Source organism: Stenotrophomonas sp. VV52 (assembly GCF_002893095.1).
GTDB lineage: Bacteria > Pseudomonadota > Gammaproteobacteria > Xanthomonadales > Xanthomonadaceae > Stenotrophomonas > Stenotrophomonas aracearum.
Map to the genome: position 1 here is coordinate 176,962 of NZ_PKQQ01000009.1, position 25,112 is coordinate 202,073.

The window sequence follows — 25,112 nt, forward strand, 5'->3', positions numbered from 1 at the left end:
TGACGTGATGCGATGGTTGGAGCGCCCGGCTTTCCTGTTGGTCCTTGCGATGAGCATGGTGTCACCCGCCCCCGCCGTGGAGCGGGGCTCTGCCCCGCTGCCCGCACGGCCCGAGCTACCGGCGACCGCCTTCCCCAATGCCTTCCACCAACCGGACGAAGGCCTCTACACCGGCGGCCAACCGTCCGCAGCACAGTTGCAGCAGGCCGCCTCCGCAGGCATCGCCACCGTCATCGACCTGCGCCAACCCGATGAAGATCGCGGCTTCGATGAAGCCACTACCGCAGCAGACCTCGGCCTGAACTACGTGCGCATCCCGGTCGCGGGCGCCGCCGGCCTCACCGCCGCAAACGCACAGGCCCTGCAGGCGGCACTGACCCAGTCCAACGGCCCGGTCCTCCTGCACTGCGCGTCCGGCAACCGAGTCGGCGCGTTGCTGGCGCTGCTCAAGCACGAACAGGGCGCTTCCACCCAAGAAGCCCTGCAGTTCGGCCGCAGCGCCGGCATGACCTCGCTCGAGACACAGACCCGCGCCCTGCTAGAGCAGGACGCCGCGCGTTGAGTTCCCGCGCGCATCACCCCGTTTCCCCCAGCTCTACAGGAGCCTGCCCACCATGACCCGCTGGTGGTCGCGCCTGCGACCGGACAACTTCACCCTCGCGCTGCTCGGCACTGTGCTGCTGGCGTCCTTCCTGCCGATGCATGGCCCCGCCGCGATGGTGCTGGACGACGTTACCGATGTCGCCATTGCCGCATTGTTCTTCCTGCACGGTGCGCGCCTGCCGCGCGAATCGATCGTCGCCGGCCTGCTGCACTGGCGTTTGCACCTGACCATTTTGGCCTGCACCTTCGCGCTGTTCCCGCTGCTGGGGCTGGCATTCAAACCGCTGGATGGCTGGCTGCTTACGCCTGAGCTGTACATCGGCGTGCTGTTCCTGTGCGCGCTGCCGTCCACCGTGCAGTCGTCCATCGCGTTCACCTCGCTTGCGCGGGGCAACGTGCCGGCCGCAGTGGTGAGTGCATCGCTGTCCAGCATCCTCGGCGTGTTCCTGACGCCCCTGCTGCTGACCGTGCTCGCCGGCGCCCAGGGCGGCATGCACAACCCTGGCCAGGCCATCCTCAGCATCATGCTGCAGCTGCTGGTGCCTTTCGTGGCCGGCCACCTGCTGCGCCCGTGGATTGCAGGCTGGGTGGAGCGTCAACGCGCCCTGCTGCGCTACACCGACCAGGGCACGATCCTGCTGGTGGTGTATTCGGCATTCGGTGAAGCAGTAAACGAAGGGCTGTGGAGCAAGACGCCGGTGCTGTCACTGCTGACCGTAGCGGTGGTGGCCGCGGTGCTGCTGGGCATCGCGATGCCGATCATCGCCTTCCTCTCCAGGCGCCTGGGTTTCAACCGCGAAGACCGCATCACCATCCTCTTCTGCGGCTCCAAGAAAAGCCTGGCCACCGGCGTACCAATGGCAAAGGTATTGTTCGCCGGCGGCAGCCTGGGCGCCATCGTGCTGCCGATCATGATCTACCACCAGATCCAGCTGATTGTGTGCGCGGTGATTGCCCAGCGATTTGCGCGTGATCCCGGGATGCCTTCCACGTAGCGGAAGGCATGGTTGTCTGGCCAGGATCAATCGACCACCGACTCAGCGATCGCTCTCAACGCCTCGGCTTTGCGCTCCACGTTGTCGTCGCCTGTAGCGGTCAATGAGTACACCTTGTCTTTGCCGGCCCACGTCAGTGATACGCAGCCACGGCCTTGATCGTCGACCGTCATTTCGATCTTGCCGGGTACTCCGTTGATCAAGGTGTTCTGCGCCTCAACGAAGGCTTCAATCACCCCGCCGGGCACCCGGAAATTGTGTTCGTTGAACTCTACGATGCCGATGTCTTTCAAACGATAGAAGCGGGAGAGTCCGGAGGATCTGAGGCCGTGCAGCGCGCCGGTGGGCTCCATCCGATCAACGCTGCAGTGGTCAGTGCCGTTCCCTGCAGATTGCTTGGAGGATTGGGTAGCCTTTCCCGCAGGGTCGTTTCTGATCGCTTTGTCTTGGGCAGTGCAATCACAAGTTGTTGCTCGGATGGAATCGCGCCTGTCGGCACCTTCATCACGCCCGAACGACTTCGTTCAATCTTCTCCCGGAAATGCTGTTTGACGGGCTCTGGGGCGTCCAGTTCTGCCACGGGGATCAAGCGGTACACACCTTCTGGGAGATCCTGGTTCGCGCCCGACGCGTGGTCCTTTTCGGCCGCACGCATCGCGCGGTCATTCAGCCACTGGCCTACTGCGTCGACGGGCACTGGATCGGGCTGTTCTGAACAGCCATTCGCGCCTGCGATCACACTCATGGCGACCAGACAGAGTCCGAGCTTCGTGGATGGATGCATGTGTTTTTCCTCATGTGGAACGCGCGTCAGCGGCTCGAACTAGCTGTATAGGCTGACGGGCGCGTGAGGAGTTGGGACACACCTCATGATTTGAGGCAGATGCGTGGATGACGACACACTGGTGCGGCATTGTCTGACGGACAGTCCGACGTTGCCTCGGTAAACAACATGCCTTCGTCGCGCCGATCATTTTTACGTGCGGGGCGCTCCTTCGCATCCTGCGAACGCGCCACTCGTGCATCCATGCACAGCGTCGTTTGGGAAGCGACCCTACCAATTCACCGAACAGCCAGGGTTTCTTCAGCGTTACGGGTCAGTCAACGTACCCACGCTCAACTCCGGCAGATACACCCACACGTCGTAGGAGCGATCCGCGTCGGTTTCGGCGACCGGATCACGCGCCGGCCTCTCGGGTAGCGTGATTGCGCGACATGGCTTCAAGCAGCCCCAGGACTGGCCACGCAGCGCCTCCACGCGCACGCTGTACAGCGGCAGGTCCAGCAGGTACGAGGCCATCGTGCGGTGCTTCATTTCCGGCGGCGCATCCTCGAAGGGGTGGCGCATGGCGTGCACGTTGCCGGTGAGCACCAGCATGCGCGTTCCGGCGGGGAGTGCATTGAACTGCTGCCGCAGGTGCGTGGCCATCGCAGCGTCGCGATCCACGTCGCTGTCGTAGGCACTGATTTCAATGTCGTAGCCGGCCACACCGACATCGCGCCCCTGCGCCCGCAGCGCGCGCAGGGCTTCGATCAGCGCGAGCATGTCGCGGCTGCGGCGTCCGTCGTGCTGCTCGTCCTTTACCCGCCAGAACGGCTGGGTGCGCAACGCTTCCCGCGCATCTGCATCGCCGTTGGAGCGGAGGTACCGCGCCAGCGCGGCGTTCTCGCTCATCGGCAGCTCCAACCCCAGCCGTACCGGCGCGTTGTCGCGGCTGTAGCGCTCCATCAGGTCGGCCACCAACAGCGGCGTTTCGGCGGTGCCGTGGTACTCGCCCAGCACCACCAGGCGGTGATCGCCCGCCAGCGTCATGATCTGCGTGGCGGTGTCGTCCACGCCCGTTGCGGGCGCGGCAAAGGCGGTGCCGTACATCATCGAAGCCACCATCGCAGCCATCCAGAGCCATCGCTTCATGCCGTCACGTCCTGTCGGGGTCATGAAAGCAATGGCGGCGCGATGGCCGGATTCAAGACCAGGCGCGTGCGATGGCGATCACAGGAACGGCAGCATCCAGTGGTCCACCATCAGGAAGGCGAACAGCGCCATCAGGTAGACGATGGAGTAGCCGAACATCTTCATCGAGAACAGCTCATCCGGCGGATTGAGCATGCGCCAGGCGTACCAGACGAATACCGTGTTCAACACGACCGCACCGCCCAGGTAGAACAGGCCGCTCATGCCCACCACGGTAGGCAGGATGCTGACGATGGCCAGCGCGATGGAGTACGCCATGATCGATTTGCGGGTGTACGCCACGCCGTGGGTCACCGGCAGCATCGGGATCTTGGCCTTGGCGTAGTCTTCGCGGCGGAAGATCGCCAGTGCCCAGAAATGCGGCGGGGTCCAGATGAAGATGATCAGCACCAGCAGCGAGGCGTAGGCCCAGTCCATCGGGCCCTGCATGCCAGTGATGGCCGCCCAGCCGAGCAGCGGCGGCGTGGCACCGGCGAGGCCGCCGATCACGATGTTCTGCGAGGTCGCGCGCTTGAGGTATACGGTGTAGATCACCGCGTAGCCGATCAGCGAGGCGAAGGTCAGTACCGCAGTGATGACGTTCACCCACAGCACCAGGATGGTCATCGACAGCACGATCAGCGCGCCGGCGAACACCAGCACCTGCCACGGCTTGACCTTGCCCACCACCAGCGGCCGCCACGAGGTACGCGCCATCTGTGCGTCGATCTGTGCGTCCAGCAGCTGGTTGATCGCCGCTGCCGCCGAGGCCGCCAGCCAGATGCCGAGGAAGCCCAGCGCACCGCGAACCGCCTGCTCGGCGGTAGGCAGGGTAGGAATGGCGAGGAACATGCCCACCAACGCGGTGAACACGATCAGTGCCACCACCTTGGGTTTGGTCAGGTCCCAGTACTGCCGAACACTCACGGCGTCGCTCCAGAAACGTCATCTTCATCAGCCACGTCGGCCGGCGCACGCAGGCGCGCCAGCAGGGTGACCAGCACGAACAGCAGCGCCACGGCGCCGCCGCTGTGGGCGACGGCCACTTCCAGCGGCACGGCCAGCTTGACGTTGAGGATGCCCAGGGTGATCTGCAACACCACCAGCAGGCCCAGCGCGGTGGCCCAGCCGCGCATGCTCGGCAGGCGATACAGGCGCACGGCCAGCCACAGCAGGTAAACCGCGACCACGACCGCGAACATGCGGTGCGCCATCTGGATCGCGATGCGCGAGGCGCCATCCAGCACGCCCCCTTCGTAGTCCACGCCGATGCCACGCCACAGGGTGAAGCCTTCCTTGAAGTCGTGGGGCGGCCACCACTGGCTCACGCAGCGCGGGAAGTTGTCGAGCGAGGCGCTGCCACCGCCACAGGCCAGGGCCGCGTAGTTGGCGCTGACCCAGCCGCCGAGCGCGATCTGCAGGACCAGCACGGCCACGCCGGCGCGCAGCAGCCATTTCAGCTTCGGCGCCTCGACCAGGGTGATCGGCATGTGCGTGGCACGCCACGCCATCCATACCAGCAGCCCGAACATCAGCATGCCACCCAGCAGGTGGCCCATCACCACGATCGGCTTGAGCAGCAGGGTGACCGTCCACATGCCGAGCAACGCCTGGAAAATCACCACCGCGAGGGTCAGCAACGCCGCGCGGGCCAGGTCGATGTTGTTCCAGCGCAGCGCAGCGATCAGCAGGATCGCCTCACCGGTGAGCGCCAGCACGCTGGCCGAGACGTGCCAGCCCATCATGTACAGGGGTATGCCGGTGGCCACCAGCACGCACGCAGTGACCACCGCCGTGGTGCCCCAGCTGCGCCGGCGTACTGCCAGCAGCGCCAGGGTGAGGATCTCGATACCCAGCGCGCCGGCCAGGAAGCGGTGCACCTGCTCGCGCCAGGCCTTGTGGGTTTCCAGCGGGCGGATCTTGGCTGCTTCGTGGCCAACCACTTCCGCGGCATGCTGCGGCCAGGTCACGCGGCCATAGCAGGTCGGCCAGTCCGGGCAGCTCAGGCCGGCATCGGACAGGCGCACGAACGAACCGAACATGATCGTGCTCGCCGTCATGATCAGGGCGAACCACGCCAGACGGTGGAAATTGCGATGCAGCGCCGGGCGCGCGGTGGGGTTCATCAAACGGAACTCACTTCAGTTTCAACAGCGTGGCCAGGTCCTTGCGCAGACCGGCCAGTTCGAATCCCGGCGCGTACCGCATGATCACGAACCCGTTCGGGTCGATCACATACACAGGGGTGCCGGCGGCGTCATCCACGGCGGGCAAGGCGGCACGCAGGGTCGGCTGGGGCGCCAGCACGCGCAGGGCGGGCAGGCCCTGGACCTCGGCCGGCGGCGTACCCAGCCACAGGATCTCGACATTATCGGCCCTATGGCCGAACAGCTGCCACACCTTGCCCAATCCCTGCGACAAAGTGACGCACTCGGCTGCACAGCCCGGTGCGGGCGCAACCAGGATGCGCCACACGTGCGCGTCGGGGTTCCACGGGTAGGGTTCGCCATTGGCGAGGGTAAGCGGCAGCGCGCGCGCGTCCACCGGCGGTTGCAGCATCTGGCCGGTATTGCGGTGGTCGGCCGGCTGCCAGCCGGAGAAGCGCAGCACGCCGGCCAGCGCCATCGCGCCGAAGAACAGGCCGAACAGCGCGACCAGGGTCCAGCGACCACGGTTGCGGGCCTTGAGCTGTTCCGGGGTGATGGCATTCATGGGCGGGATTTTCTCATGTAAGCGGAGGGTGTGCGGCGGCGGCTTCGCCATTCGAGCACCAACGCGACGACCAGCACGGTCAGGGCCAGGCCGAACCACTGCACGGCGTAGCCGAGGTGGCGGCTGGGCGGCAGGGTGTTGGGCAGCAGTTCGAGGTCGCGGGCGTAGCCCCCGGGCAGCGCCGGGTCCAGGCGCAGCACTGCGCTGCGCAGGCGGGCGGGCGGCAGGCGCAGCGCGGCAGCCACTTCCGCAGGCGGCATGCGGTTGGCGAGCCACACTGCCGGCTGCGTGGCCGCGGTCAGCGCCGGACCCAGCGCCAGGCCGGTGGCCGGCGGCGGAGCGAGCAGCCCGGCCACATGAGCCTCGCCTTCGCGCGGCACCACGGTCGGCAGCTGGCGATCAGGCGGCATCGGCAGCCACCCCAGGTCGACGAGCACCACGGCGCCGCCGTCGCTGCGGAACGGCTGGTAGAGCTTGATGCCGGCGCGTCCGCCGCGGGTCTGGTTGTCCAGCAGCACGGTGCCCGGCAGGAAACGCCCGTGGTCTTCGACCCAGCGCAGCTGCGGCGGCGCAGCCTGGGCATCGGCCAGGCTCAGGGTCTGCGCGCGGGCCGGCACCTGCTGGTCCAGCAGGGCCTGCTTTTCATGCATGCGGTGCAGCTGCCAAAGACCCAGCTGGGAGAAACCCATGATGACCAGCACGGCGGCCACCCAGCCGATCAGGCGCGTGTGCTTGCGCATCATGACAACGCCGTCGAAACGCGGTCAGATAGGCGTACCCGCCCTGCCCTTGAGCCGCGCATGAATGATTCGTTGAAGACCCTGCTGGTAATCGCGTTTCTGATCGTCATCGTCTGGAATCTGGGCGCCGGTCTGTACTACCTGCTGGTCGACCGCGGCCAGACCAAGCGCACCGTCAATGCGCTCACCCGGCGCATCGCGGTGTCGGTGGCGCTGATTGCGCTGGTGGCGATCGGCATCTACACCGGCTGGATCAAACCCCACGGCATCGGTGGTTGAGCCCCGGCGCTACAGCACGTAGACGAACAGGAACAGCATCAGCCACACCACGTCGACGAAGTGCCAGTACCACGCCGCCGCTTCGAAGCCGAAGTGGTTGTCGCGGGTGAAATGGCCCTTGGCCGCGCGCAGCCACATCACGATCAGCATGATGGTGCCCAGCAGCACATGCGCGCCGTGGAAACCGGTGAGCATGAAGAAGGTGGAGCCGTAGATGCCCGAACCGAGCGTGAGGTTCAGTTCCTTGTAGGCGTGGATGTATTCCTCGGCCTGCAGGGTGAGGAAGAACGCGCCGAGCAGCACGGTGACGCCCAGCCACACCAGCAGCTGGCGGCGATGGCCGGCCTTCAGTGCATGGTGGGCGATGGTGAGGGTGACGCCGGAGGTCAGCAGGATCAGCGTGTTGATCAGCGGCAGGCCCCAGGCCGGAATGGTCTGGAAGTGGCCGCCGATGGCGCCCGGGCCGTTGGTCGGCCAGGCGGCGGAATAGCCGTCCCAGAGCAGTTCGTTGGTCATCACCCCGTCGCCCTCGCCGCCCAGCCACGCCAGGCCCAGGTTGCGGGTGTAGAACAGCGCACCGAAGAAGGCACCGAAGAACATCACTTCGGAGAAGATGAACCACACCATGCCCATCCGGAACGAGCCGTCGACCTGGCGGTTGTAATGCCCAGCCTGCGATTCGCGCACCACATCGCTGAACCACCAGAACAGGGTCAGCACCAGCATCGCGATGCCGGCGTAGAAGGTCCACTTGCCCCAGCCGGCGTCATTGAGCCAGCTGGCCACGCCCACCATGGTCACCATCATCGCGATGGAACCGATGAAGGGCCACTTGCTGTGCGTGGGGACGAAGTACACGTTGGCGTCGGGACTGTGCTGGGCGGCCATATGCGGTATCCGGGTACGTATCAGGGTGCCGAGCGCGCGGTGGCCGGCGGGGTCGCCGTGGCCAGCTGCGACGACAGCGCGTCGTTCTTGTAGAACGTGTACGACAGGGTGATGGTCTTGATGTTGGCCGGCAGGTCCGGGTCGACGATGAAACGCACCGGCATGTCGCGTTTCTCGCCGGCCACCAGGGTCTGCGCGGTGAAGCAGAAGCATTCGGTCTTGCTGAAGTAGCCCGAGGCCTTGGCCGGGGCCACCGACGGCACCGCGCTGCCAACCAGCGCGTGGTCGCTGTCGTTGCGTGCGTAGTACAGCGCTTCGTTGAGCTCACCCGGCACCACGTCCATGCTCAGCTGCTCGGGATGGAACGCCCACGGCAGCTTCGAGTTGACCCCGCCGTCGAACTCCACCCGCACGGTGCGCTTGGCCGCCGCCGGACCGCCCGCCGCCTGCGCGCCGGGCCCACGCTCCAGGCGCACGCCGAACACCTTCTCGCAGGCGATGCGGTACAGCGGCACCAGCGAGAAGGTCAGCACGAACACCGCCACCGCCACCCCGATCAGGCGCGGCAGCCCGGCGCTCGGCGCGGGCGTGGCGGGGCGCGGGTCGTTCATCGGCCGAGCACCCCGGTCAGGATGAAGCCGACATAGACCGCGATGGCCACCGCGCCCACCCACAGCGCGGTGCGCCGCGCGCGTTGGCGGCGAACGGCCAGATCCTGTTGTTGCGCATCATGCATGGCGCACCTCAGTGAGTGATGTCGTCGTGGGCCAGGTCGCCCGGACGGATGACCGGCGGCACGGTGAAGGTATGCGCCGGGGCCGGTGAAGGAATGGTCCACTCCAGCCCGCGCGCCCCTTCCCAGGAGCGGTCGGCGGCCTTCTCACCGTTGCGTAGCGAGGCGATCAGGATGGCGGCCATCATGAACGGGGTGACGAACATGCCGAACGCACCGATCGAGCTGATCAGGTTCCAGTCGGCGAACGCCACGCTGTAATCGGGAATACGGCGCGGCATGCCGGCCAGGCCGAGGAAGTGCTGCGGGAAGAACAGCAGGTTCACGAAGAGGATGGACCACCAGAAGTGGACCTTGGCCCAGAACTCGCTGTACATGCGCCCGGTCCACTTCGGCCACCAGTAGTACACCGCGCCGATCAGCGCGAACACCGCACCGGTGACCAGCACATAGTGGAAGTGCGCCACCACGAAGTAGGTGTCGTGGTACTGGAAGTCGGCCACCACGATGGCCAGCATCAGGCCGGAGAAGCCGCCGATGGTGAACAGGATGACGAAGGCCACCGCCCACAGCATCGGTGCTTCGAAGGTGAGCGAGCCGCGCCACATGGTGCTCACCCAGTTGAACACCTTCACCCCGGTCGGGATGGAGATCAGCATGGTGGCGAACATGAAGTAGATTTCGCCGCCCAGCGGCATGCCCACGGTGAACATGTGGTGGGCCCAGACGATGAACGACAGGAATGCGATCGCGGCGATCGCGTAGACCATGGCCTGGTAACCGAACAGCGGCTTGCGGCTGAAGGTGGGGATGATTTCGCTGACCACGCCGAACGCCGGCAGGATCATGATGTACACCTCCGGGTGGCCGAAGAACCAGAAGATGTGCTGGAACATCACCGGGTCGCCACCGCCGGCGGCATTGAAGAAGCTGGTGCCGAAGAACTTGTCGGTGAGCAGCATGGTCACCGCTCCGGCCAGCACCGGCATCACCGCGATCAGCAGGAACGCGGTGATCAGCCAGGACCAGCAGAAGATCGGCATCTTCAGCAGGTCGATGCCGGGCGCGCGCATGTTGAGCACGGTGGCGATGATGTTGATCGCGCCCATGATCGAGCTGATGCCGGCCACGTGGATGGCGAACACGGTGAAGGCCACGTTGTAGCCGCCCTGCAGCGACAGCGGCGGGTACAGGGTCCAGCCACCGGCCGGTGCGCCACCGGGCAGCAGGAAGGTGAGCAGCAGCAGGCTGAACGCCACCGGCAGCAGCCAGAACGACCAGTTGTTCATGCGCGGCAGCGCCATGTCCGGCGCGCCGACCTGCAGCGGAATCATCCAGTTGGCCAGGCCGACGAAGGCCGGCATGACGCCACCGAAGATCATTACCAGTGCATGCACGGTGGTGAGCTGGTTGAAGGTTTCCGGCTTCACGAACTGCAGGCCGGGCTGCATCAGCTCGGCGCGGATGATCACGCTCATCGCCGCGCCGATGATGAACATGAGGAAGCTGAAGAGCAGGTACAGCGTGCCGATGTCCTTGTGGTTGGTCGAGAAGAACCAACGTTCGAAGAACGACTGCTGATGTCCGTGATGCCCGTCGTGATCAACTGCGGTATGCGCCATCGCAACTACACCTCATTGGTTCCGCTGGTAGCCGTGCGCGCCGTGCGGCGCGCGCGGTTCGATGATGTCAGGCGTTTTCCGGCGCCGCGGCCGGTGCCGCGGCCGGCGCTGCCGGTGCTTCCGGTGTTTTACCCGGGGCCGCTTCCGGAGTGGCTTCCGGCGCGGCGGGCGCCGGGGCGGGATCTGCCGCCTTCGGACGCTTTGCGGCCAGCCACTTCTGGAAGTCGTCCTTCGAGACCGCCTCGACCACGATCGGCATGAAGCCATGGTCCTTGCCGCACAACTCGGCGCACTGGCCGCGGTACACGCCGACCTGCTCGATGTTGGTCCAGGCCTCGTTGATGAAGCCGGGAATGGCGTCCTGCTTCCAGCCCAGCGCGGGCACCCACCAGGCGTGGATCACGTCGTCGGAGGTGATGACGAAGCGCACCTTGGTGTCGACCGGCAGCACCAGGCGGTTGTCCACGTCGAGCAGGTAGTGCGGGTGGCTCTCACGGTCGGGCACCTTGCCGCTCTGCCGCACCCGGTCCGACTCGCGGTCCAGGCGGCTGGTGAAGGTGACCTCTTCGCCCAGGTACTCGTACTTCCACATCCACTGGTAGCCGGTGACCTTCACGGTCATTTCGGCGTCGCGGGTGTCGTAGAACTTGATCAGGTTGGCGGTGGCCGGCCAGGCCATCACCACCAGGATGATCACCGGGATGACGGTCCAGATCACCTCGGCCTTGGTGTTGTGGCTGAAGGTGGCGGCGACCGCACCCTTGGATTTGCGGAACTTGAAGATGGCATAGAACATCGCGCCGAACACCAGCACGCCGATGACCGTACACACCCACAGCGAGAACATGTTGGATTCCCAGGCCAACCGCGAGCTCTGGGTGACCCCCTTGCCCATGTTCAGCTGCCACGGCTTGGGGTCGGCCGATTGGGCCCACGCCAGTGCCGGCGCCATCAGCGCTGCCCCACACCCCACTGCCTTTCCGAACTGCGTGCCCCACTTTCTGCGTTGCTTCATTGCCTAGACCCTTAGCGTCGTCGGTTGCAGCCATCGCTGGCCACGAGCAAGCCTACTTTTCGGTCGCAGACGCACCCGAGGGGGTGAGCACGCAGTGCGACTGCCAGCTGTACGCTGAACGTCCCGATGGTAGCCCTGCTGTCGCGCGAGCCGCAAGGGTCCATTCACAATTTCAGAGATGGTGCAATACAGCATAAGCATCGGCAGCCGATTTGACGAAAATGGCACACTTTTCGACACTCCCATGGGACCCGCCGAATCCCCCTGTATGAAAGGCTATGCGGCGGATCGACGGCGCACCCCGAATTGCTTGCCAGGCCAAAAAAACGATTAAAATGGTCAAGTTCTCCACGAGCCAACCGGCATGACCGCATCTTCCGCGCTTCCCCCTGCCCCGGCTTCGTCCGGCGCCTCCCGCCCGCCGCTGCTGTCGCCCGAGCTGCCGGCCGTTCCCAACGCGTTCCGCCAGGCGATCACCGATGCCTGGATGAAGGACGAGGCCAGCCACGTGCGCGAGCTGCTGGCGCAGGCGCGCCTGCCGGCCGACGAACAGGCTGCCGTGCAGGCCACTGCCGCCGACCTGGTCGCGCGCGTGCGCGTGCGGGCCAAGGACCAGGGCGCGATCGAAGCCTTCATGCGCCAGTACGACCTGGGCAGCGAGGAAGGCGTGCTGCTGATGTGCGTGGCCGAAGCCCTGCTGCGCATTCCCGACCAGGACACCGCCGACAAGCTGATCCGCGACAAGCTCGGCGAAGCGGACTGGAAGAAGCACCTGGGCGGCAGCGACTCGGTGCTGGTCAACGCCTCCACCTGGGGCCTGATGCTCACCGGCCACATCGTGCAGATCAACGACTCCACCCGCGCCGACGTGCCGGGCGCGTTCGCGCGCCTGATGGGCCGCGTGGGTGAGCCGGTGATCCGCCTGGCCGTGCGCCAGGCGATGAAGATCATGGGCCACCAGTTCGTCATGGGTCGCACCATCGACGAAGCGCTGTCGCGCTCGCACAAGGGCGACAACGCCAGCTACCGCTATTCGTTCGACATGCTCGGCGAAGGCGCGCTGACCATGAAGGACGCCAAGCGTTACCTGGAAGACTACCGCCGCGCGATCCACTCCATCGGTGGCGACCACAAGGCCCGTGGCGGCCGTCCGGACGGCGACGTCAATTCGGCGCCGGGCATCTCGATCAAGCTGTCGGCGCTGTACCCGCGCTACGAGCACGCCAAGCGTGCGCGCGTGATGGCCGACCTGGTCCCGGGCGTGCTGGAACTGGCCCAGCTGGCCAAGTCCTATGGCATCGGCTGCACGGTCGACGCTGAAGAAACCGACCGCCTGGAACTGTCGCTGGACATCATCGAAGCAGTGGTGAGCGACGCGTCGCTGGCCGGTTGGGAAGGCTTTGGCGTGGTGGTGCAGGCGTACCAGAAGCGCACCCCGTACACGATTGATTACCTGGCCGACCTGGCCCGCCGCATCGGCCGCCGCCTGCAGGTGCGCCTGGTCAAGGGCGCGTACTGGGACGCGGAGATCAAGCGCGCGCAGATCGACGGCCTGCCGGCCTACCCGGTGTTCACCCGCAAGCAGAACACCGACGTGTCCTACCTGGCCTGCGCCAAGCGTCTGTTCACCCATGCCGACGCGATCTACCCGATGTTCGCCACCCACAACGCGCACACCATCGCGGCGGTGAAGGCGATCGCCAAGGGCGGCCAGTACGAGCACCAGAAGCTGCACGGCATGGGCGATGACCTGTATGCCGAAGTGGTGCCGGCCAACCGCCTCAACGTGCCGTGCCGCGTGTACGCACCGGTGGGCTCGCATGAAGACCTGCTGCCGTACCTGGTGCGCCGCCTGCTCGAAAACGGCGCCAACTCCAGCTTCGTCAACCGCATCACCGACGAAGACGTGGCCATCGACGACCTGATCCGCGACCCGGTCGAGGCCGTTGCCTCGTTCGACTCGATTCCGCACCCCAAGATCCCGCTGCCGGTTGACCTGCTGCGCAGCCAGAACCACGACAGGAAGAACTCCATGGGCATCAACCTTGCCAACGACAACGATCTGCGCGCTTTGGCCGAGCAGCTCAACGCGGCCATCAAACCGTGGCAGGCCGCCCCGCTGGTGCCGGGCGCGCAGCCGACCGGCGCGCTGCTCAACGTGATCAACCCGGCCGACAACCGCCAGGTGGTGGGCCAGTGGCAGCCGGCCGACAGCGCCACCGTCGAGAAGGCGCTGGCCAATGCCGTGGCTGCACAGCCGCAGTGGAACCGCACCCCGGCCGCCAGCCGCGCCGCGATCCTGGAGCACGCCGCCGACCAGCTGGAAGCGCGCATGCCGGAATTCATGGCGCTGTGCGTGAAGGAAGCCGGCAAGAGCCTGCCCGACGGCATCGCCGAAGTGCGCGAAGCGGTCGACTTCCTGCGCTACTACGCCAAGCAGGCACGCGAGCAGTTCGGCCATGCCGAGAAGCTGCCGAGCCCGACCGGTGAGTCCAACGAGCTGCAGCTGCACGGCCGTGGCGTGTTCGTGTGCATCAGCCCGTGGAACTTCCCGCTGGCAATCTTCCTGGGCCAGGTGGCCGCTGCACTGGCCGCCGGCAACAGCGTGATCGCCAAGCCGGCCGAACAGACCAATCTGATCGGCTACTACGCGGTGAAGCTGCTGCTGGACGCCGGCGTACCCGAAGGCGTGGTGCAGTTCCTGCCGGGCGACGGCGCCACCGTCGGTGCCGCGCTCACCGCTGACCCGCGCGTGGCCGGCGTGGCCTTCACCGGTTCGACCGACACCGCGCGTGCGATCAACCGTGCGATGGCCGCGCGCGACGCCGCCATCGGCGTGCTGATCGCCGAAACCGGCGGCCAGAACGCCTTCATCGCCGACTCTTCGGCGCTGCCGGAACAGCTGGTCAAGGACGCGATCGGTTCGGCCTTCACCTCGGCCGGCCAGCGCTGCTCGGCCGCGCGCGTGCTGTTCGTGCAGGACGACATCGCCGACAAGGTGATGACCATGCTGGCCGGTGCGATGGCAGAACTGAAGGTCGGCGACCCGGGCCTGCTGTCCACCGACGTCGGTCCTGTGATCGATGCCGACGCGCTGCAGATCCTGCGCGAACATGCGCTGCGCATGGAGAAGGAAGCGCGCCTGATCGCCGCCGCCGAGCTCAGCGAAGCGGCCGCGCACGGTACCTTCTTCGCGCCGCGTGCGTACGAACTGAAGAACCTGGACCAGCTGCACAAGGAAATCTTCGGGCCGGTGCTGCACGTGATCCGCTGGAAGGGCGACCAGCTGGATGCGGTGATCGACCAGATCAACGCCACCGGTTATGGCCTCACCCTCGGCGTGCATTCGCGCATCGACGAGACGGTGGACCGCATTTCCTCGCGCATCAACGTGGGCAATGTGTACGTCAACCGCAACCAGATCGGTGCGGTGGTCGGCGTGCAGCCGTTCGGCGGCCAGGGTCTGTCGGGTACGGGTCCGAAGGCGGGTGGTCCGCACTACCTGCTGCGTTTTGCTACGGAAAAGACCGTCACGGTGAACACCACGGCGGCCGGTGGTAACGCGTCGTTGTTGACCCTCGGCGATTGATTCGAGCAGCGGGGCAGAGCCCCGCTCTACGGCGATTCTGGTAACGAAAAACCCCGCGAAAGCGGGGTTTTTTGTGGGCATGGCGTGTTGTGTCATGATCGCCCCATGCGCTCATTGACCCTGCCCCTGTTGCTGGTCCTGTCGTTGTCCACCGTCGCCGGGAAGGCCACGGCGCAGGAAGACCGCGTGCTGGTGTTCACCCACACCGCGAAGTTCCGCCACGATTCCATCCCCACCGCAGTGAGCACGCTGCGTCTGCTGGCCGGCCGTGAGCGCATGGCGGTGGACCAGAGCGAAAACCCCGCCGACTTCAACGACGCCAACCTGGCCCGCTACCGGGTGGTGGTGTTCGCCAACACCACCGGCGACGTGCTCGACGCCACGCAGCAGCAGGCCATGGAGAGTTTCATCCGCGCCGGCGGTGGTTTCATGGGTGTGCATTCGGCCGCCGACACCGAATACGACTGGCCGTGGTACGGCCAGCTGGTGGGCGCGTATTTCAAGAACCACCCCGAGGGGCTGCAGTTCAGCCCGGTGCAGCCCGAACGCGAGGGCACGCCACGGGGGAATACCTGGCCGGTGCGCGACGAGCTGTACAACTTCCGCAGCAATCCACGCGGTACGGTTCAGGTGACCGCCACCGTGGACGAGAAGCGCTACAGCGGCGGCACGATGGGCACCGACCACCCCATTGCGTGGTGCCACGCCTTCGACGGCGGGCGCAGCTGGTACACCGGCCTGGGCCACGACACGGCGGTGTACCGCAACCGCGATTTCCTGGCGCACCTGCGCCAGGGCCTGTTGTACGCGGCGGGCCGCTCACCGCAGTGCTGAAACGCAGAAGGCCCCGCTTGCGCGGGGCCTCCTGGTACTACGCGGCGCGAACGCCGTGAATCAGAACTTGTACTGGAACGAAGCAGCCAGCACGTCGCCGCGGACCTTGTACTTGCCGTTGAGCGAGTTGCCCTGGTTGTTGGTGGTGCCCGGCACGATCAGGTTCGGATCGTTGGTCAGCAGGTGGGTGTAACCGAAGTTGTATTCGGTGTTCGCCGACGGGGTCCAACCCATGCCGACCGACAGCCAGATGCGGCTGGTGTCCGGCACGCGGACGTCGCGGTGCGCGTCGGTGGTCGGGGTCTGGTCGTTGGCCACGCCGCCACGCAGGGTGATGGTGTCGCTCAGCTTGTAGTCGGTACCCAGCGAGACGAAGGTGGTGTCGCGGTAGCCGAATTCCAGCACCGAGTCCGGCTGCGCCGACGCGTAGTCGATGGTGACCGCGTCGAAGGCGGTCGACCAGGCGGTACGGGTCACGTCGCCCATCACGGTCCAGCGATCGTTGATGTTGTGGGTGACGCTCAGGGTGGCCGACGCCGGCAGGGTCAGGGTGGCCTTGCCGGAGGTGCTCACGAAGCGACCCGGCTGGGCCACGGCCAGCACGGCAGCCGCGTTGGCCGGCACGTCGAAGGTGGCGTCGCCGCCGGTGATCTTGTGCTCGACCTTGGAACGGTAGCTGATGCCGATGTGGGTGTTCTCATCGGGGCTGAAGAGGCCGCCGACGGTCCAACCGACGGCGTTGTTGTCGCCTTCGACGGTCAGCTTGCCATCGGCACTGCCCGGGGCGAAGCCCGGCACGCGGGACTGGGCCAGCGCGGTGCCGAAGTCGATGTTGTTGCTCAGTTCGATGGTCAGGTGCTCAACGAACACCGACGCGCCGAAGGACACGTACGGGTTGACGTCGTACGAGGCGGCGAAGCCCAGGTCGATCGCCTTCAGGTCGGTCTTCAGGCCGCTGTAGCGACCCACCCAGCCGTTGTCGTAGTCGGTCTTGAAGCCGAACGGAGCGGTCAGCGATACACCGAAGTGGGCCTTTTCGCCGATCGGCATGTGAAAGTAGGCAGCCGGAACCGGGGCAATCATGCCGGCGTCGCCGCCGTCACCGCCGGTCTGCGGCTGGCCGGTCGGCTTGCGGCCGGTGCCTTCGTATTCGGCCTTGAAGCTGATGGCGCTCAGGTCGCCCTGGACCATGGTGCCTTCCAGCTGGCGCATGCCGGCCGGGTTGACCGCGATGATCGAGGCGTCGCCCTGGGCGCTGCCCGAACCGGCGAAGGCGCGGCCGAGGCCCTTGGCGCTGTTTTCCTTCAGCTGGAAGGCGGCGGCGTTGACGTGGCCAACGGCCAGCACGCCGGCGATGCCGACAGCCAGGGCGGTGACGCGGGCGAGGGTGGAAGCGGTATGCATCGTGTGTTCTCTCCGGAATTGCGTGTGGTTTTGGCTACGCGCGCCTGCGCCGTTCCCCGCCCCGAAAGGCCTGGAACAACGCGCCGGATTCCCCTCCCGACATACGACGCCGTATGCGAGTATACCCAGACCGGTTAATGAAACAATAACGTTGGTGGCGGTTCTGGCTATTCAGGCTGAACCCGCCATTTACCCCTTTCCGGCGCCCTGGCGCGCTAGGCTAGCGCACCGATGTTCGTCTCCCTGCCCGCCCGCAAGAAGTCTGCCGTCCGCTGGGCCACGCCCCTGCTGTTCGCGGCGCTGTGGGCGGCGTTCCTGTGGTCGATCTCGCGGCCGGGCGACGCCCGCCGCAGCCTGTGGCTGGACTGGGGTGCGCTGTCCACCGGGCTGACCCGGCCGCTGGACTGGTGGGCGACGTTCGAGGACGGCAGCGTGCTGCGGCTGTTCACCGCGCTGTTCCTGCACGCGGACTGGTCGCACCTGCTGGGCAACCTTGTGTTCCTGCTGATCTTCGGCCTGCCCGCCGAGCGGGTGCTGGGGCCGTGGCGGCTGATCCTGCTGTTCCTGGTGGGCGGGGCGATCTCCAACCTCACCGCGATCTATACGATGGGGAGCCCCGACCAGATCATCATCGGCGCCAGCGGCGCGGTGTCGGCGCTGATCGGCGCCTACCTGGCGCTGTTCCCCGGCGCCCGGCTGGGCGTGGTGATCCCGCTGGGCCTGTTCCTGGAATTCGTGCGCGCCCCGGCCTACCTGTTGATCGGGGTGTGGGCCGGGCTGCAGGTGGTGTTCGCCTACATCGGCCCGAGCTTCGGCATGGTGGCCTGGTGGGCGCACATCGCCGGCTTCGTGTTCGGCCTGGCCTACGGGGTGTACGTGCGCGCCGCCATTGCCCGGCGGCTGCGCAAGCGGCACGGGTTTTAAGGGGTCGGTTCGGGTTTCGATTCGGGTTTGGGCGCGGGGTTGGCGTCGGTTCCGGTGTCCCCTTTCGGTGCTGGCGTCTGCGTGGGCCGGCCAACGGCCGGCGCTACCGGCTTTGCGGCCGGCTTCTTCGCCGCTTCGGCCTTCTGCTTCGCCACCACCGAACCCGGCTGCTTGAGTTCGGCCAGGGCGTCGTTGATCGGCCCGTCGCCCGGCAGCACGTCGCCGGCCTGGTAGCCTTCGCCGCCTTCGTCGTCACCGCGCAGATGCCCCGGTAGGGTGGCTTCGCTGTAGTCGGACAGGCTGGCCGGCAGCTCGTCGTCGCCGTCCTTCTTCTCCGGCAGCAGCACCACGTCGGGCACGATGCCGGTGGCCTGGATCGATTTGCCACTCGGCGTGTAGTAACGCGCGGTGGTGAGCTTGACCGAGTCGCCATTGTCCAGCGGCAGCACGGTCTGCACCGAGCCCTTGCCGAAGGTGCGGCTGCCGACCACGCGGGCACGGCCGTTGTCGCGCAGCGCGCCGGCCAGTACTTCCGAGGCGCTGGCCGAACCGGCGTCGGTCAGTACCACCACCGGTGCGCCCTTGAGCAGGTCGCCTGGAGTGGCGTCGAAGCGTGCATCGCTGATCGAAATGCGGCCGCGGGTGCTGACGATGTTGCCCTTGTCGAGCAGGTCGTCGGCCACCTGCACCGCAGCGGTCAACAGGCCACCCGGGTTGCTGCGCAGGTCCAGCACCAACCCCTTGAGCTGGCCACCGGCCTGCTGCTGCAGCTGGGCGACATGCTTCTGGAAGTCGGCACCGGTGTCGGCCTGGAAGGTGCTCAGGCGGATGTAGCCATAGCCCGGCTCCAGCATGCGGCTGCGCACGCTGGTGACGCGGATGGTTTCGCGGGTGATCGGCACATCGAACGGCTTGGGCTTGCCCTCGCGCACGATGGTCAGCACCACCTTGCTGCCGGCCTTGCCGCGCAGCGGCTCGGTGGCTTCGATGGCGCTGATCGGCTTGCCGTCGATGGCGATGATGAGATCGCCGGCCAGGATGCCGGCCTTGGCGGCCGGGGTGTCGTCGATCGGCGAGATCACCTTCAGGCTGCTGTTGTCCGGCTGCGGCTGCAGCTCCACGCCGATGCCTTCGTAGGCGCCTTCGGCCTGTTCGTCGAAGGCTTCGGCATCTTCCTTGTCGAAGTAGGTGCTGTGCGGGTCCAGGTCCAGCAGCAGGCCACGGATGGCCGACTGCATCAGCTTCTTGTCTTCCACCGGATCGACATAGGCCGCTCGCACGGCGTTGTAGACGGCGACGTAACGGCGGATCTCTTCCAGCGGTACCCGCGAGGTAACGGCTTCTTCAGTGGAGGCGGCATCGCCGCCACGTTCCGGAACCTGGGCGGTCTGCTGCGCCCATGACAGCGCCGGCACCAGGGCCAGCAGCAGGGTGGCGGAACGGGCTACGCGCATGAAGCACTCCAGGGTAAGCGGGGGAAGGCACGCCCGATTATGCGCGAACGCACGGTAAATTCCCGTTGAACAACGGCCCAGGACGGCGCCGCTCGCCCCGCCGGTAGAGCCACGCCGTGCGTGGCTGGGCGCACACCTACCGCCGCTGCAACCACGAAGACGGATCCACCGGCTGCCCATTACGACGCAGTTCAAAGTACAACGCAGTAACCCCCTGCCCGCCCGAGTTCCCCACCTTGGCCACCGGGTCGCCCTTCTTCACCGTGCCGCCGGCATCGCGCAGGAGGGTGTCGTTGTGCGCGTACAGGCTCATGTAGCCATTGCCATGATCCACGATCAGGATCATGCCGTAGCCGGTCATCCAGTCGGAGAACACCACGGTGCCATCGGCCACCGCGGTCACCGTGCTGCCGGCCGCAGCGCCGATCAGCACGCCGCTGCTGGTCCGCCCGTCCGGCAACTTGCCACCGTAACGGGCGAGCAGGTTGCCCGACAGCGGCCAGCCCAGGCCACCGACCTTGGGCGCGGGTGCGGACGCCACCGCCGGAGGGGTCTTGCCCGGGCGCGGCGGCGGACGCGTGCCGCTGGCAGCGGCAGCGCGTTCGGCCTTTTCGGCCGCGGCCTTTTCGGCGGCGGCGCGGCGTGCGGCGGCCTTTCGTTCGGCCTCGGCGCGGGCGGCGGCCGCGCGCAGGTTGGCCAGCAGCGTTTCCAGCGCCTTCGCATCCTGGCCGAGGGCCTTCTCGCGCTCGCTGCGGTCCTTGAAGCGCTCGTCCAGGCTGGCCACGGTGGCCGCGCGGATCTTGCGGTCGTCGGCCAGGGTAGCGGCCTGTTGCTTCTGCTGCTTGCGGGTGCCTTCCAATGCCTGCTGCCGCTCCACGATCTGCGCTTCCACCGTTTCCAGTTCGGTCAGGTCGGTGGTGAGCGCGCCGATCCGACGCGCGCGTTCGCGCTGCAGGTAGCGGTGGTAGGCCAGGGTGCGGTTGGCATCGGCCACCTTGTCCTGCGAGAGCAGCAGCTTCAACGGGGCGTTGTTGCCGATCCGGTACGCGGCGCGCAGCAGCGAGGCCAGCTCCTGGCGCTGCGCCTGCAGGCCGGCCTGCAGTACGCTGCGGCGCTGCTGCAGTTCCTGCAGGGCGCGGCTTTCGCGCTGCAGCGCGGTTTCGGTCTCGGCCAGCACGCGGCTGGTGCGCGCGACCTTTTCGTCGGCTTCGCGCAGCTGGCGCGAGGCTTGGCCGCGCTGGCCTTCGAGGGTCTTGCGTTCCTGCGCCACGCCTTTCAGTTCGGTACGCAGCTTCTGAAGCTTGCGTTCGGTTTCCTTCGGGTTCTGCGCCGCCAGGGGTCCTGCGCCGAGGGTCGCCAGCACCAGCGCCACCGACAGCGACAGCCTCCACAGCGGGCCACGGTCCTGCCCGGTGGACGGATTGTTATGCCGGCGTGAGGAAAAGACGTTGTGGCGCAAGGGCTTTCCAGTGACTTCAGGCAGATGCGGATCGCAGCGCTGCATGGTGACATTCCTGCAGGCGGCCTGCCAGCCGCATACCGGACGACGCACCCATGAAACATCTCTCGCTCCCACTGCTGTTGGCCATGACCCTGTCCTGCGGGTCGGCATGGGCGGTGGATGACATCAGCAAGGTCAACGGCCACATTACGGCCGAGGCCGGCCAGGCCTATGGCGATCTTGAAACGGTCAACGGCGGCATCACGGTGAGCAGCGGCGCCACTACGCGCAGCATCCAGACCGTCAATGGCGGCATCAAGGTCGAGGAAGGCGCCAGCACCGGCAGCGTGTCCACGGTCAACGGCGCGATCAAGCTGGGCTCGCGGGTCATGGCCAAAGGCAACATCGAGACCGTCAATGGCAGCATCTTCGTCGACCGCGGCAGCCAGATCGACGGTGGCGTGGAAACCGTCAACGGCGGCATCGGGCTGGTCGAGACGCGGCTGAGCAACAGCATCAAGACGGTCAACGGTGACATTACCGTCGGCGTCGGCTCGCAGGTCGGCGGTGGCATCCATGTGGAAAAGCCGAGTTTTGGCATTTCGCTGAGCGCACCGCGCAAGCCGCGGATCATCATCGGGCCGAAGGCGTCGGTGGCCGGTGAGCTGAACTTCGAGCGTGAGGTCGTGCTGTATGTGCACCGTACCGCGTCGATCGGCCCCGTGCATGGCGCCGAGCCCGTGCCGTTCGACACCGACACCGCGCCCGCCAATTGATACGCTTTCACCCGGTGCCCGCGCACCGGCCCTTTGTCACCAGGAATCGATGATGTCCCGCAAACTTCTGTTGTGCCTGGCCGCCACCGCCGCGCTGACCGCGTGCAAGGGCGAGACCACGGCCCCGGCCCCCGCGCCGGCGGCCGACACCGCGCCGGCCGCTGCCGGCCACGCATTCTCCGCCGAGATCAACGCCGGCGATTTCGGCGAGCTGGTCAAGACCCTGTCGTCCGACGAGTTCGAAGGCCGCGCCCCGGGCAGCACCGGCGAAGAGCGCACGGTGAACTACATCCGCGACCAGATGCAGCGCATCGGGCTGCAGCCGGGCAACGGCGACAGCTGGTTCCAGGAGGTGGCGATGACCGAAACCACCGCTGACGAAAGCACCGTGCTGAAGCTGGACCAGGCCGGCAAGCAGCGCGACCTGAAGTTCGGCACCGACATGGTGATCGGCACCCGCAGCGGCCAGCAGGAAGTAAAGATCGACGGCAGCGAGCTGGTCTTCGTCGGCTACGGCGTGGATGCGCCGGAGCAGAAGTGGAACGACTACGCCGGCCAGGACTGGAAGGGCAAGACGGTCGTGATGTTCGTCAACGACCCGGGCTTCCACGCCAACGACGAGACGCTGTTCGACGGCAAGCGCATGACCTATTACGGGCGCTGGACCTACAAGTTCGAGGAAGCAGCGCGCAAGGGCGCGGCCGCCGCGCTGATCGTGCACGACACCGCCGGTGCGTCGTACGGCTGGGACGTGGTGAAGAACTCCTGGGCGGGCCCGCAGTACGACCTGCCGGCCAAGGACGATCCGGAGCCGCGCCTGCCGGCACAGGGCTGGCTGAGCGCGGACGCGGCACGCCAGCTGTTCGCCGACGCCGGGCTGGACCTGGACCAGGCCTACAGGGACGCCAACAAGCGCGGGTTCAAGCCGGTGCCGCTGAAGGCCAAGCTGTCGCTCGACCTGAAGAGCACCATCGCCGAGAAGAAGTCGCGCAACGTGGTCGGCGTGCTGCCGGGTACCAAGCATGCCGACGAAGCGGTCGTGTACATGGCGCACTGGGACCACCTGGGCAAGCATGAAGGCGAGCAGGGCGACAACATCTACAACGGTGCCATCGACAACGCCACCGGCGTGGCCGGCATCCTGGAGATCGCCGACGCGATGGCGCACGAGCAGCCGGCGCCGGAGCGTTCGGTGGTGTTCCTGGCGGTGACGCTGGAAGAGTCGGGCCTGCTGGGTTCGAAGTACTACGTGAACCACCCGACCTTCCCGCTGGACAAGATTGCCGGGGTGATCAACATCGACGCGATGTCGGTGGCCGGCCGGGCCAAGGACCTGACCGTGACCGGTTTCGGCAGCTCGCAGCTGGAGGACATCCTCAAGCCGCTGGCCGCGGAGAAGGGTCGCACCCTGCACGGCGAGACCTCGGTGCAGAGCGGCTTCTACTTCCGTTCGGACCACTTCAACTTCGCCAAGGCCGGCGTGCCGGCACTGTATGCCGACGGCGGCGAAGACCTGCTGGACGGCGGCGTGGAAGCCGGCCGCAAGGTGGCTGAAGCTTACGGCCGCGACCGTTACCACGGCCCGAAGGACGAGTATGACGCCAGCACCTGGAAGCTGGACGGTACCGTGGAAGACTTGGAGCTGCTGCACGGCGTCGGTCGTGAGATCGCAATCGGCGGCAGGTGGCCGAACTGGTACGAGGGCAACCCGTTCAAGGCGGCTCGCGACGAGATGATGAAGGGCAAGGTCGATACGGCAACGCCCAAGCCTGCGGCGAAGTAAGCCTTTTACATCGTCAAGGTTGAAAGAGAGCGGCGCCCTTCGGGGCGCCGTTTTTGTTGGTGGTCATTCCACGTCACTGCGTTGGTCGGGTGGAGAGGCGTCTGCAGATTCATCGGCCTCTGCAGGCCAGCGCGTCCAGCAGTACGGATACTCGCCCACCTTGGTGGTGAGCCCCGCACGAACCGGGTTCTCGATGAGGTAGTTGGCCTGTTTGAGTAGCGACTCGTCCGAGCGGATGCAGTGGTCGTAGAAACCACGCTGCCAAAGCGCTCCCTGCGACGCTCGATGCAGATTCAGCGCACGAGCGGACCGGGATTTGAACGCTGCCATGCAGCGGCTGATGTTGCCGTTCTGCAGCTGCATCAACCAGTGCACGTGGTCGGGCATGACTACCCACGCGAGTGTTCGCGAGCGATGCTCCCTGTCTGAACAACGAAACGCCTCTACCGCGCACTCGACGCTGGCGTCATCGATGAAGACGCGTTGGCGGTCTGCGACGGTGGTGGTGAGCATGTAGCACGCGCCCTGCAAGGAGCGGCGGCCAATGAGAAGTCGGGGACTGGACATACTCATAGGCTCGCTTTCCCCCACGTTCGTGCGTATCGGAGGAACACCGCCGTGAGTGCCGGAAGACAATGCGATATGTCGTAGGTCAACCGGAGACGGAATGGGCGTCCCTCGGTAGGGTCGCATCCCGATCGACCGCCGCGGTGGTGATCGCGTCATTGGGGCATGACCTGTGATCGGAGGAATCGCCCTTCGATCAGGGTCCATGCGTCACCGTGCCGATCACCGTTATCGGCGGTCGTTTGGGGAACCGACCCTACCGTTGGACAGACAGCGCAGGCGGTAGGGTCGCATCCCGATCGACGATGTGCATGGATGCACGAGTGGCGCGTTCGCAGGATGCGAAGGAGCGCCCCACTGAGGTGGTGATCGCGTCATTGGGGCATGTCCTGTGATCGGAGGAATCGCCCTTCGATCAGGTTCCATGCGTCACCGTGCCGATCACCGTTATCGGCGGTCGTTTGGGAACCGACCCTACCGTTGGACAGAGATCGTGGGCGGTGTTCACTGCCCGGCGAACACGCAAAGAAAAACCCCGCTGCGTGAGCAGCGGGGTTTTGGGTGTAAACCCTGGCGATGACCTACTCTCGCATGGCTTGAGCCACACTACCATCGGCGCAGCTGCGTTTCACTTCCGAGTTCGGGATGGGATCGGGTGGTTCCACAGCGCTAATTTCACCAGGGAGACGGTTGGAGTGTCGCAGATGCGGTGCCTTCTTAGAGTCTGCACATGGATGTGCAGGCTTTTGCGAAGGGACGCGCATATCAGCGCCAGCCTCTCATAGGTCTTGTGACGTAG

Annotated in this window: 24 protein-coding genes and 1 rRNA gene; 8 read left to right on the forward strand and 17 right to left on the reverse strand. The window is 66.3% G+C overall.

Annotated features, from left to right (window positions below; genetic code table 11):
• Window positions 1–4 precede the first annotated feature (4 nt).
• Together C2U58_RS15295 and C2U58_RS15300 are read left to right on the forward strand one after the other, a co-directional pair.
• A complete protein-coding gene (locus C2U58_RS15295; RefSeq protein ID WP_343125476.1) occupies window positions 5–562 on the forward strand; it encodes a sulfur transferase domain-containing protein in 558 nt (185 codons plus the stop codon).
• A gap of 52 nt (window positions 563–614) precedes the next feature.
• Complete coding sequence (locus tag C2U58_RS15300; RefSeq protein WP_102946632.1) at window positions 615–1,598, forward strand: bile acid:sodium symporter family protein; 984 nt, start codon at window positions 615–617, stop codon at window positions 1,596–1,598.
• Window positions 1,599–1,624: 26 nt separating this feature from the next.
• On the opposite strand, the gene C2U58_RS15305 is transcribed toward C2U58_RS15300, so the two are convergent.
• The 7 genes from C2U58_RS15305 to C2U58_RS15330 form a co-directional block, all read right to left on the reverse strand.
• The gene (locus C2U58_RS15305; protein ID WP_172448160.1) at window positions 1,625–1,891 is read right to left on the reverse strand and encodes a hypothetical protein; all 267 of its coding nucleotides are present in this window, start codon (window positions 1,889–1,891) and stop codon (window positions 1,625–1,627) included.
• The gene (locus C2U58_RS19880) at window positions 1,888–2,382 is read right to left on the reverse strand and encodes a hypothetical protein (RefSeq protein ID WP_146033478.1); all 495 of its coding nucleotides are present in this window, start codon (window positions 2,380–2,382) and stop codon (window positions 1,888–1,890) included. Before C2U58_RS19880 ends, C2U58_RS15305 begins: the two co-directional genes overlap by 4 nt.
• A gap of 306 nt (window positions 2,383–2,688) precedes the next feature.
• Window positions 2,689–3,513: a calcium-binding protein gene (locus C2U58_RS15310; protein ID WP_253256753.1), complete on the reverse strand. Its 825-nt coding sequence runs from the start codon at window positions 3,511–3,513 to the stop codon at window positions 2,689–2,691.
• A gap of 78 nt (window positions 3,514–3,591) precedes the next feature.
• Complete coding sequence (gene cyoE / locus C2U58_RS15315; protein WP_102946634.1) at window positions 3,592–4,479, reverse strand: heme o synthase; 888 nt, start codon at window positions 4,477–4,479, stop codon at window positions 3,592–3,594.
• A complete protein-coding gene (locus C2U58_RS15320) occupies window positions 4,476–5,678 on the reverse strand; it encodes a COX15/CtaA family protein (protein ID WP_102946635.1) in 1,203 nt (400 codons plus the stop codon). The genes cyoE and C2U58_RS15320 overlap by 4 nt, the downstream gene beginning before the upstream one ends.
• A 10-nt stretch (window positions 5,679–5,688) precedes the next feature.
• On the reverse strand, window positions 5,689–6,264 hold the full coding sequence (locus C2U58_RS15325; RefSeq protein ID WP_102946636.1) for a hypothetical protein: 576 nt from the start codon (window positions 6,262–6,264) through the stop codon (window positions 5,689–5,691).
• On the reverse strand, window positions 6,261–7,007 hold the full coding sequence (locus C2U58_RS15330) for an SURF1 family protein (protein WP_102946637.1): 747 nt from the start codon (window positions 7,005–7,007) through the stop codon (window positions 6,261–6,263). The genes C2U58_RS15325 and C2U58_RS15330 overlap by 4 nt, the downstream gene beginning before the upstream one ends.
• A 57-nt stretch (window positions 7,008–7,064) precedes the next feature.
• Between C2U58_RS15330 and C2U58_RS15335 the strand changes: the two genes are divergently transcribed.
• Window positions 7,065–7,283, forward strand: a complete 219-nt coding sequence (locus C2U58_RS15335) for a twin transmembrane helix small protein (RefSeq protein ID WP_070208839.1) — start codon at window positions 7,065–7,067, stop codon at window positions 7,281–7,283.
• A gap of 9 nt (window positions 7,284–7,292) precedes the next feature.
• Here C2U58_RS15335 and C2U58_RS15340 read toward each other — a convergent pair whose 3' ends face one another.
• The 5 genes from C2U58_RS15340 to coxB all read right to left on the reverse strand — a co-directional run bounded on the left by C2U58_RS15340 (window position 7,293) and on the right by coxB (window position 11,541).
• Window positions 7,293–8,171, reverse strand: a complete 879-nt coding sequence (locus tag C2U58_RS15340; protein ID WP_102946638.1) for a cytochrome c oxidase subunit 3 — start codon at window positions 8,169–8,171, stop codon at window positions 7,293–7,295.
• Window positions 8,172–8,191: 20 nt separating this feature from the next.
• Window positions 8,192–8,782: a cytochrome c oxidase assembly protein gene (locus C2U58_RS15345; RefSeq protein WP_070208837.1), complete on the reverse strand. Its 591-nt coding sequence runs from the start codon at window positions 8,780–8,782 to the stop codon at window positions 8,192–8,194.
• Window positions 8,779–8,907 carry a hypothetical protein gene (locus C2U58_RS20395; RefSeq protein WP_256123623.1) on the reverse strand — a complete coding sequence of 43 codons (129 nt, stop codon included), beginning with the start codon at window positions 8,905–8,907 and terminating at the stop codon, window positions 8,779–8,781. The genes C2U58_RS15345 and C2U58_RS20395 overlap by 4 nt, the downstream gene beginning before the upstream one ends.
• Before the next feature lie 8 nt (window positions 8,908–8,915).
• Window positions 8,916–10,526 (reverse strand): cytochrome c oxidase subunit I, encoded by a 1,611-nt coding sequence (gene ctaD / locus C2U58_RS15350; protein WP_102946639.1) that lies wholly within the window; start codon window positions 10,524–10,526, stop codon window positions 8,916–8,918.
• A gap of 67 nt (window positions 10,527–10,593) precedes the next feature.
• A complete protein-coding gene (gene coxB, locus C2U58_RS15355) occupies window positions 10,594–11,541 on the reverse strand; it encodes a cytochrome c oxidase subunit II (protein ID WP_102946640.1) in 948 nt (315 codons plus the stop codon).
• 364 nt (window positions 11,542–11,905) lie between these two features.
• Here coxB and putA point away from each other — a divergent pair, with 364 nt between their 5' ends.
• Both putA and C2U58_RS15365 read left to right on the forward strand, forming a co-directional pair.
• Entirely contained in the window at window positions 11,906–15,130 is a 3,225-nt protein-coding gene (putA, locus tag C2U58_RS15360) for a bifunctional proline dehydrogenase/L-glutamate gamma-semialdehyde dehydrogenase PutA (protein WP_102946641.1), read from the forward strand.
• 105 nt (window positions 15,131–15,235) lie between these two features.
• The gene (locus C2U58_RS15365) at window positions 15,236–15,964 is read left to right on the forward strand and encodes a ThuA domain-containing protein (RefSeq protein ID WP_102946642.1); all 729 of its coding nucleotides are present in this window, start codon (window positions 15,236–15,238) and stop codon (window positions 15,962–15,964) included.
• A 60-nt stretch (window positions 15,965–16,024) separates the two neighbouring features.
• On the opposite strand, the gene C2U58_RS15370 is transcribed toward C2U58_RS15365, so the two are convergent.
• On the reverse strand, window positions 16,025–17,368 hold the full coding sequence (locus tag C2U58_RS15370; protein ID WP_102946643.1) for an outer membrane protein transport protein: 1,344 nt from the start codon (window positions 17,366–17,368) through the stop codon (window positions 16,025–16,027).
• A gap of 231 nt (window positions 17,369–17,599) precedes the next feature.
• Between C2U58_RS15370 and C2U58_RS15375 the strand changes: the two genes are divergently transcribed.
• On the forward strand, window positions 17,600–18,292 hold the full coding sequence (locus C2U58_RS15375) for a rhomboid family intramembrane serine protease (protein ID WP_102946644.1): 693 nt from the start codon (window positions 17,600–17,602) through the stop codon (window positions 18,290–18,292).
• On the opposite strand, the gene C2U58_RS15380 is transcribed toward C2U58_RS15375, so the two are convergent.
• Window positions 18,289–19,746, reverse strand: a complete 1,458-nt coding sequence (locus C2U58_RS15380) for a S41 family peptidase (protein WP_102946645.1) — start codon at window positions 19,744–19,746, stop codon at window positions 18,289–18,291. The genes C2U58_RS15375 and C2U58_RS15380 overlap by 4 nt on opposite strands.
• A gap of 136 nt (window positions 19,747–19,882) precedes the next feature.
• Window positions 19,883–21,205, reverse strand: coding sequence for a peptidoglycan DD-metalloendopeptidase family protein (locus C2U58_RS15385; protein ID WP_301182358.1), 1,323 nt, complete (start codon window positions 21,203–21,205; stop codon window positions 19,883–19,885).
• A gap of 95 nt (window positions 21,206–21,300) precedes the next feature.
• Here C2U58_RS15385 and C2U58_RS15390 point away from each other — a divergent pair, with 95 nt between their 5' ends.
• Together C2U58_RS15390 and C2U58_RS15395 are read left to right on the forward strand one after the other, a co-directional pair.
• Window positions 21,301–21,963 carry a hypothetical protein gene (locus tag C2U58_RS15390; protein WP_102946647.1) on the forward strand — a complete coding sequence of 221 codons (663 nt, stop codon included), beginning with the start codon at window positions 21,301–21,303 and terminating at the stop codon, window positions 21,961–21,963.
• A gap of 52 nt (window positions 21,964–22,015) precedes the next feature.
• The gene (locus C2U58_RS15395) at window positions 22,016–23,746 is read left to right on the forward strand and encodes a M28 family metallopeptidase (protein ID WP_102946661.1); all 1,731 of its coding nucleotides are present in this window, start codon (window positions 22,016–22,018) and stop codon (window positions 23,744–23,746) included.
• Between the two features lie 63 nt (window positions 23,747–23,809).
• Here C2U58_RS15395 and C2U58_RS15400 read toward each other — a convergent pair whose 3' ends face one another.
• The gene (locus tag C2U58_RS15400; protein ID WP_253256754.1) at window positions 23,810–24,259 is read right to left on the reverse strand and encodes a transposase; all 450 of its coding nucleotides are present in this window, start codon (window positions 24,257–24,259) and stop codon (window positions 23,810–23,812) included.
• 622 nt (window positions 24,260–24,881) lie between these two features.
• Window positions 24,882–24,996, reverse strand: a 5S ribosomal RNA gene (rrf, locus tag C2U58_RS15405).
• Between the last annotated feature and the right edge of the window lie 116 nt (window positions 24,997–25,112).

What these genes read in the sequence shown, in the direction of transcription:
- C2U58_RS15300 (WP_102946632.1), top strand. Translation starts at nt 615, where the DNA reads ATGACCCGCTGGTGGTCGCGCCTGCGACCGGACAACTTCACCCTCGCG.
- C2U58_RS19880 (WP_146033478.1), bottom strand. Translation starts at nt 2,382, where the DNA reads ATGCATCCATCCACGAAGCTCGGACTCTGTCTGGTCGCCATGAGTGTG.
- C2U58_RS15310 (WP_253256753.1), bottom strand. Translation starts at nt 3,513, where the DNA reads ATGAAGCGATGGCTCTGGATGGCTGCGATGGTGGCTTCGATGATGTAC.
- C2U58_RS15320 (WP_102946635.1), bottom strand. Translation starts at nt 5,678, where the DNA reads ATGAACCCCACCGCGCGCCCGGCGCTGCATCGCAATTTCCACCGTCTG.
- C2U58_RS15325 (WP_102946636.1), bottom strand. Translation starts at nt 6,264, where the DNA reads ATGAATGCCATCACCCCGGAACAGCTCAAGGCCCGCAACCGTGGTCGC.
- C2U58_RS15330 (WP_102946637.1), bottom strand. Translation starts at nt 7,007, where the DNA reads ATGATGCGCAAGCACACGCGCCTGATCGGCTGGGTGGCCGCCGTGCTG.
- C2U58_RS15335 (WP_070208839.1), top strand. Translation starts at nt 7,065, where the DNA reads ATGAATGATTCGTTGAAGACCCTGCTGGTAATCGCGTTTCTGATCGTC.
- C2U58_RS15340 (WP_102946638.1), bottom strand. Translation starts at nt 8,171, where the DNA reads ATGGCCGCCCAGCACAGTCCCGACGCCAACGTGTACTTCGTCCCCACG.
- C2U58_RS15345 (WP_070208837.1), bottom strand. Translation starts at nt 8,782, where the DNA reads ATGAACGACCCGCGCCCCGCCACGCCCGCGCCGAGCGCCGGGCTGCCG.
- C2U58_RS20395 (WP_256123623.1), bottom strand. Translation starts at nt 8,907, where the DNA reads ATGCATGATGCGCAACAACAGGATCTGGCCGTTCGCCGCCAACGCGCG.
- ctaD (WP_102946639.1), bottom strand. Translation starts at nt 10,526, where the DNA reads ATGGCGCATACCGCAGTTGATCACGACGGGCATCACGGACATCAGCAG.
- coxB (WP_102946640.1), bottom strand. Translation starts at nt 11,541, where the DNA reads ATGAAGCAACGCAGAAAGTGGGGCACGCAGTTCGGAAAGGCAGTGGGG.
- putA (WP_102946641.1), top strand. Translation starts at nt 11,906, where the DNA reads ATGACCGCATCTTCCGCGCTTCCCCCTGCCCCGGCTTCGTCCGGCGCC.
- C2U58_RS15365 (WP_102946642.1), top strand. Translation starts at nt 15,236, where the DNA reads ATGCGCTCATTGACCCTGCCCCTGTTGCTGGTCCTGTCGTTGTCCACC.
- C2U58_RS15370 (WP_102946643.1), bottom strand. Translation starts at nt 17,368, where the DNA reads ATGCATACCGCTTCCACCCTCGCCCGCGTCACCGCCCTGGCTGTCGGC.
- C2U58_RS15375 (WP_102946644.1), top strand. Translation starts at nt 17,600, where the DNA reads ATGTTCGTCTCCCTGCCCGCCCGCAAGAAGTCTGCCGTCCGCTGGGCC.
- C2U58_RS15380 (WP_102946645.1), bottom strand. Translation starts at nt 19,746, where the DNA reads ATGCGCGTAGCCCGTTCCGCCACCCTGCTGCTGGCCCTGGTGCCGGCG.
- C2U58_RS15390 (WP_102946647.1), top strand. Translation starts at nt 21,301, where the DNA reads ATGAAACATCTCTCGCTCCCACTGCTGTTGGCCATGACCCTGTCCTGC.
- C2U58_RS15395 (WP_102946661.1), top strand. Translation starts at nt 22,016, where the DNA reads ATGTCCCGCAAACTTCTGTTGTGCCTGGCCGCCACCGCCGCGCTGACC.
- C2U58_RS15400 (WP_253256754.1), bottom strand. Translation starts at nt 24,259, where the DNA reads ATGCTCACCACCACCGTCGCAGACCGCCAACGCGTCTTCATCGATGAC.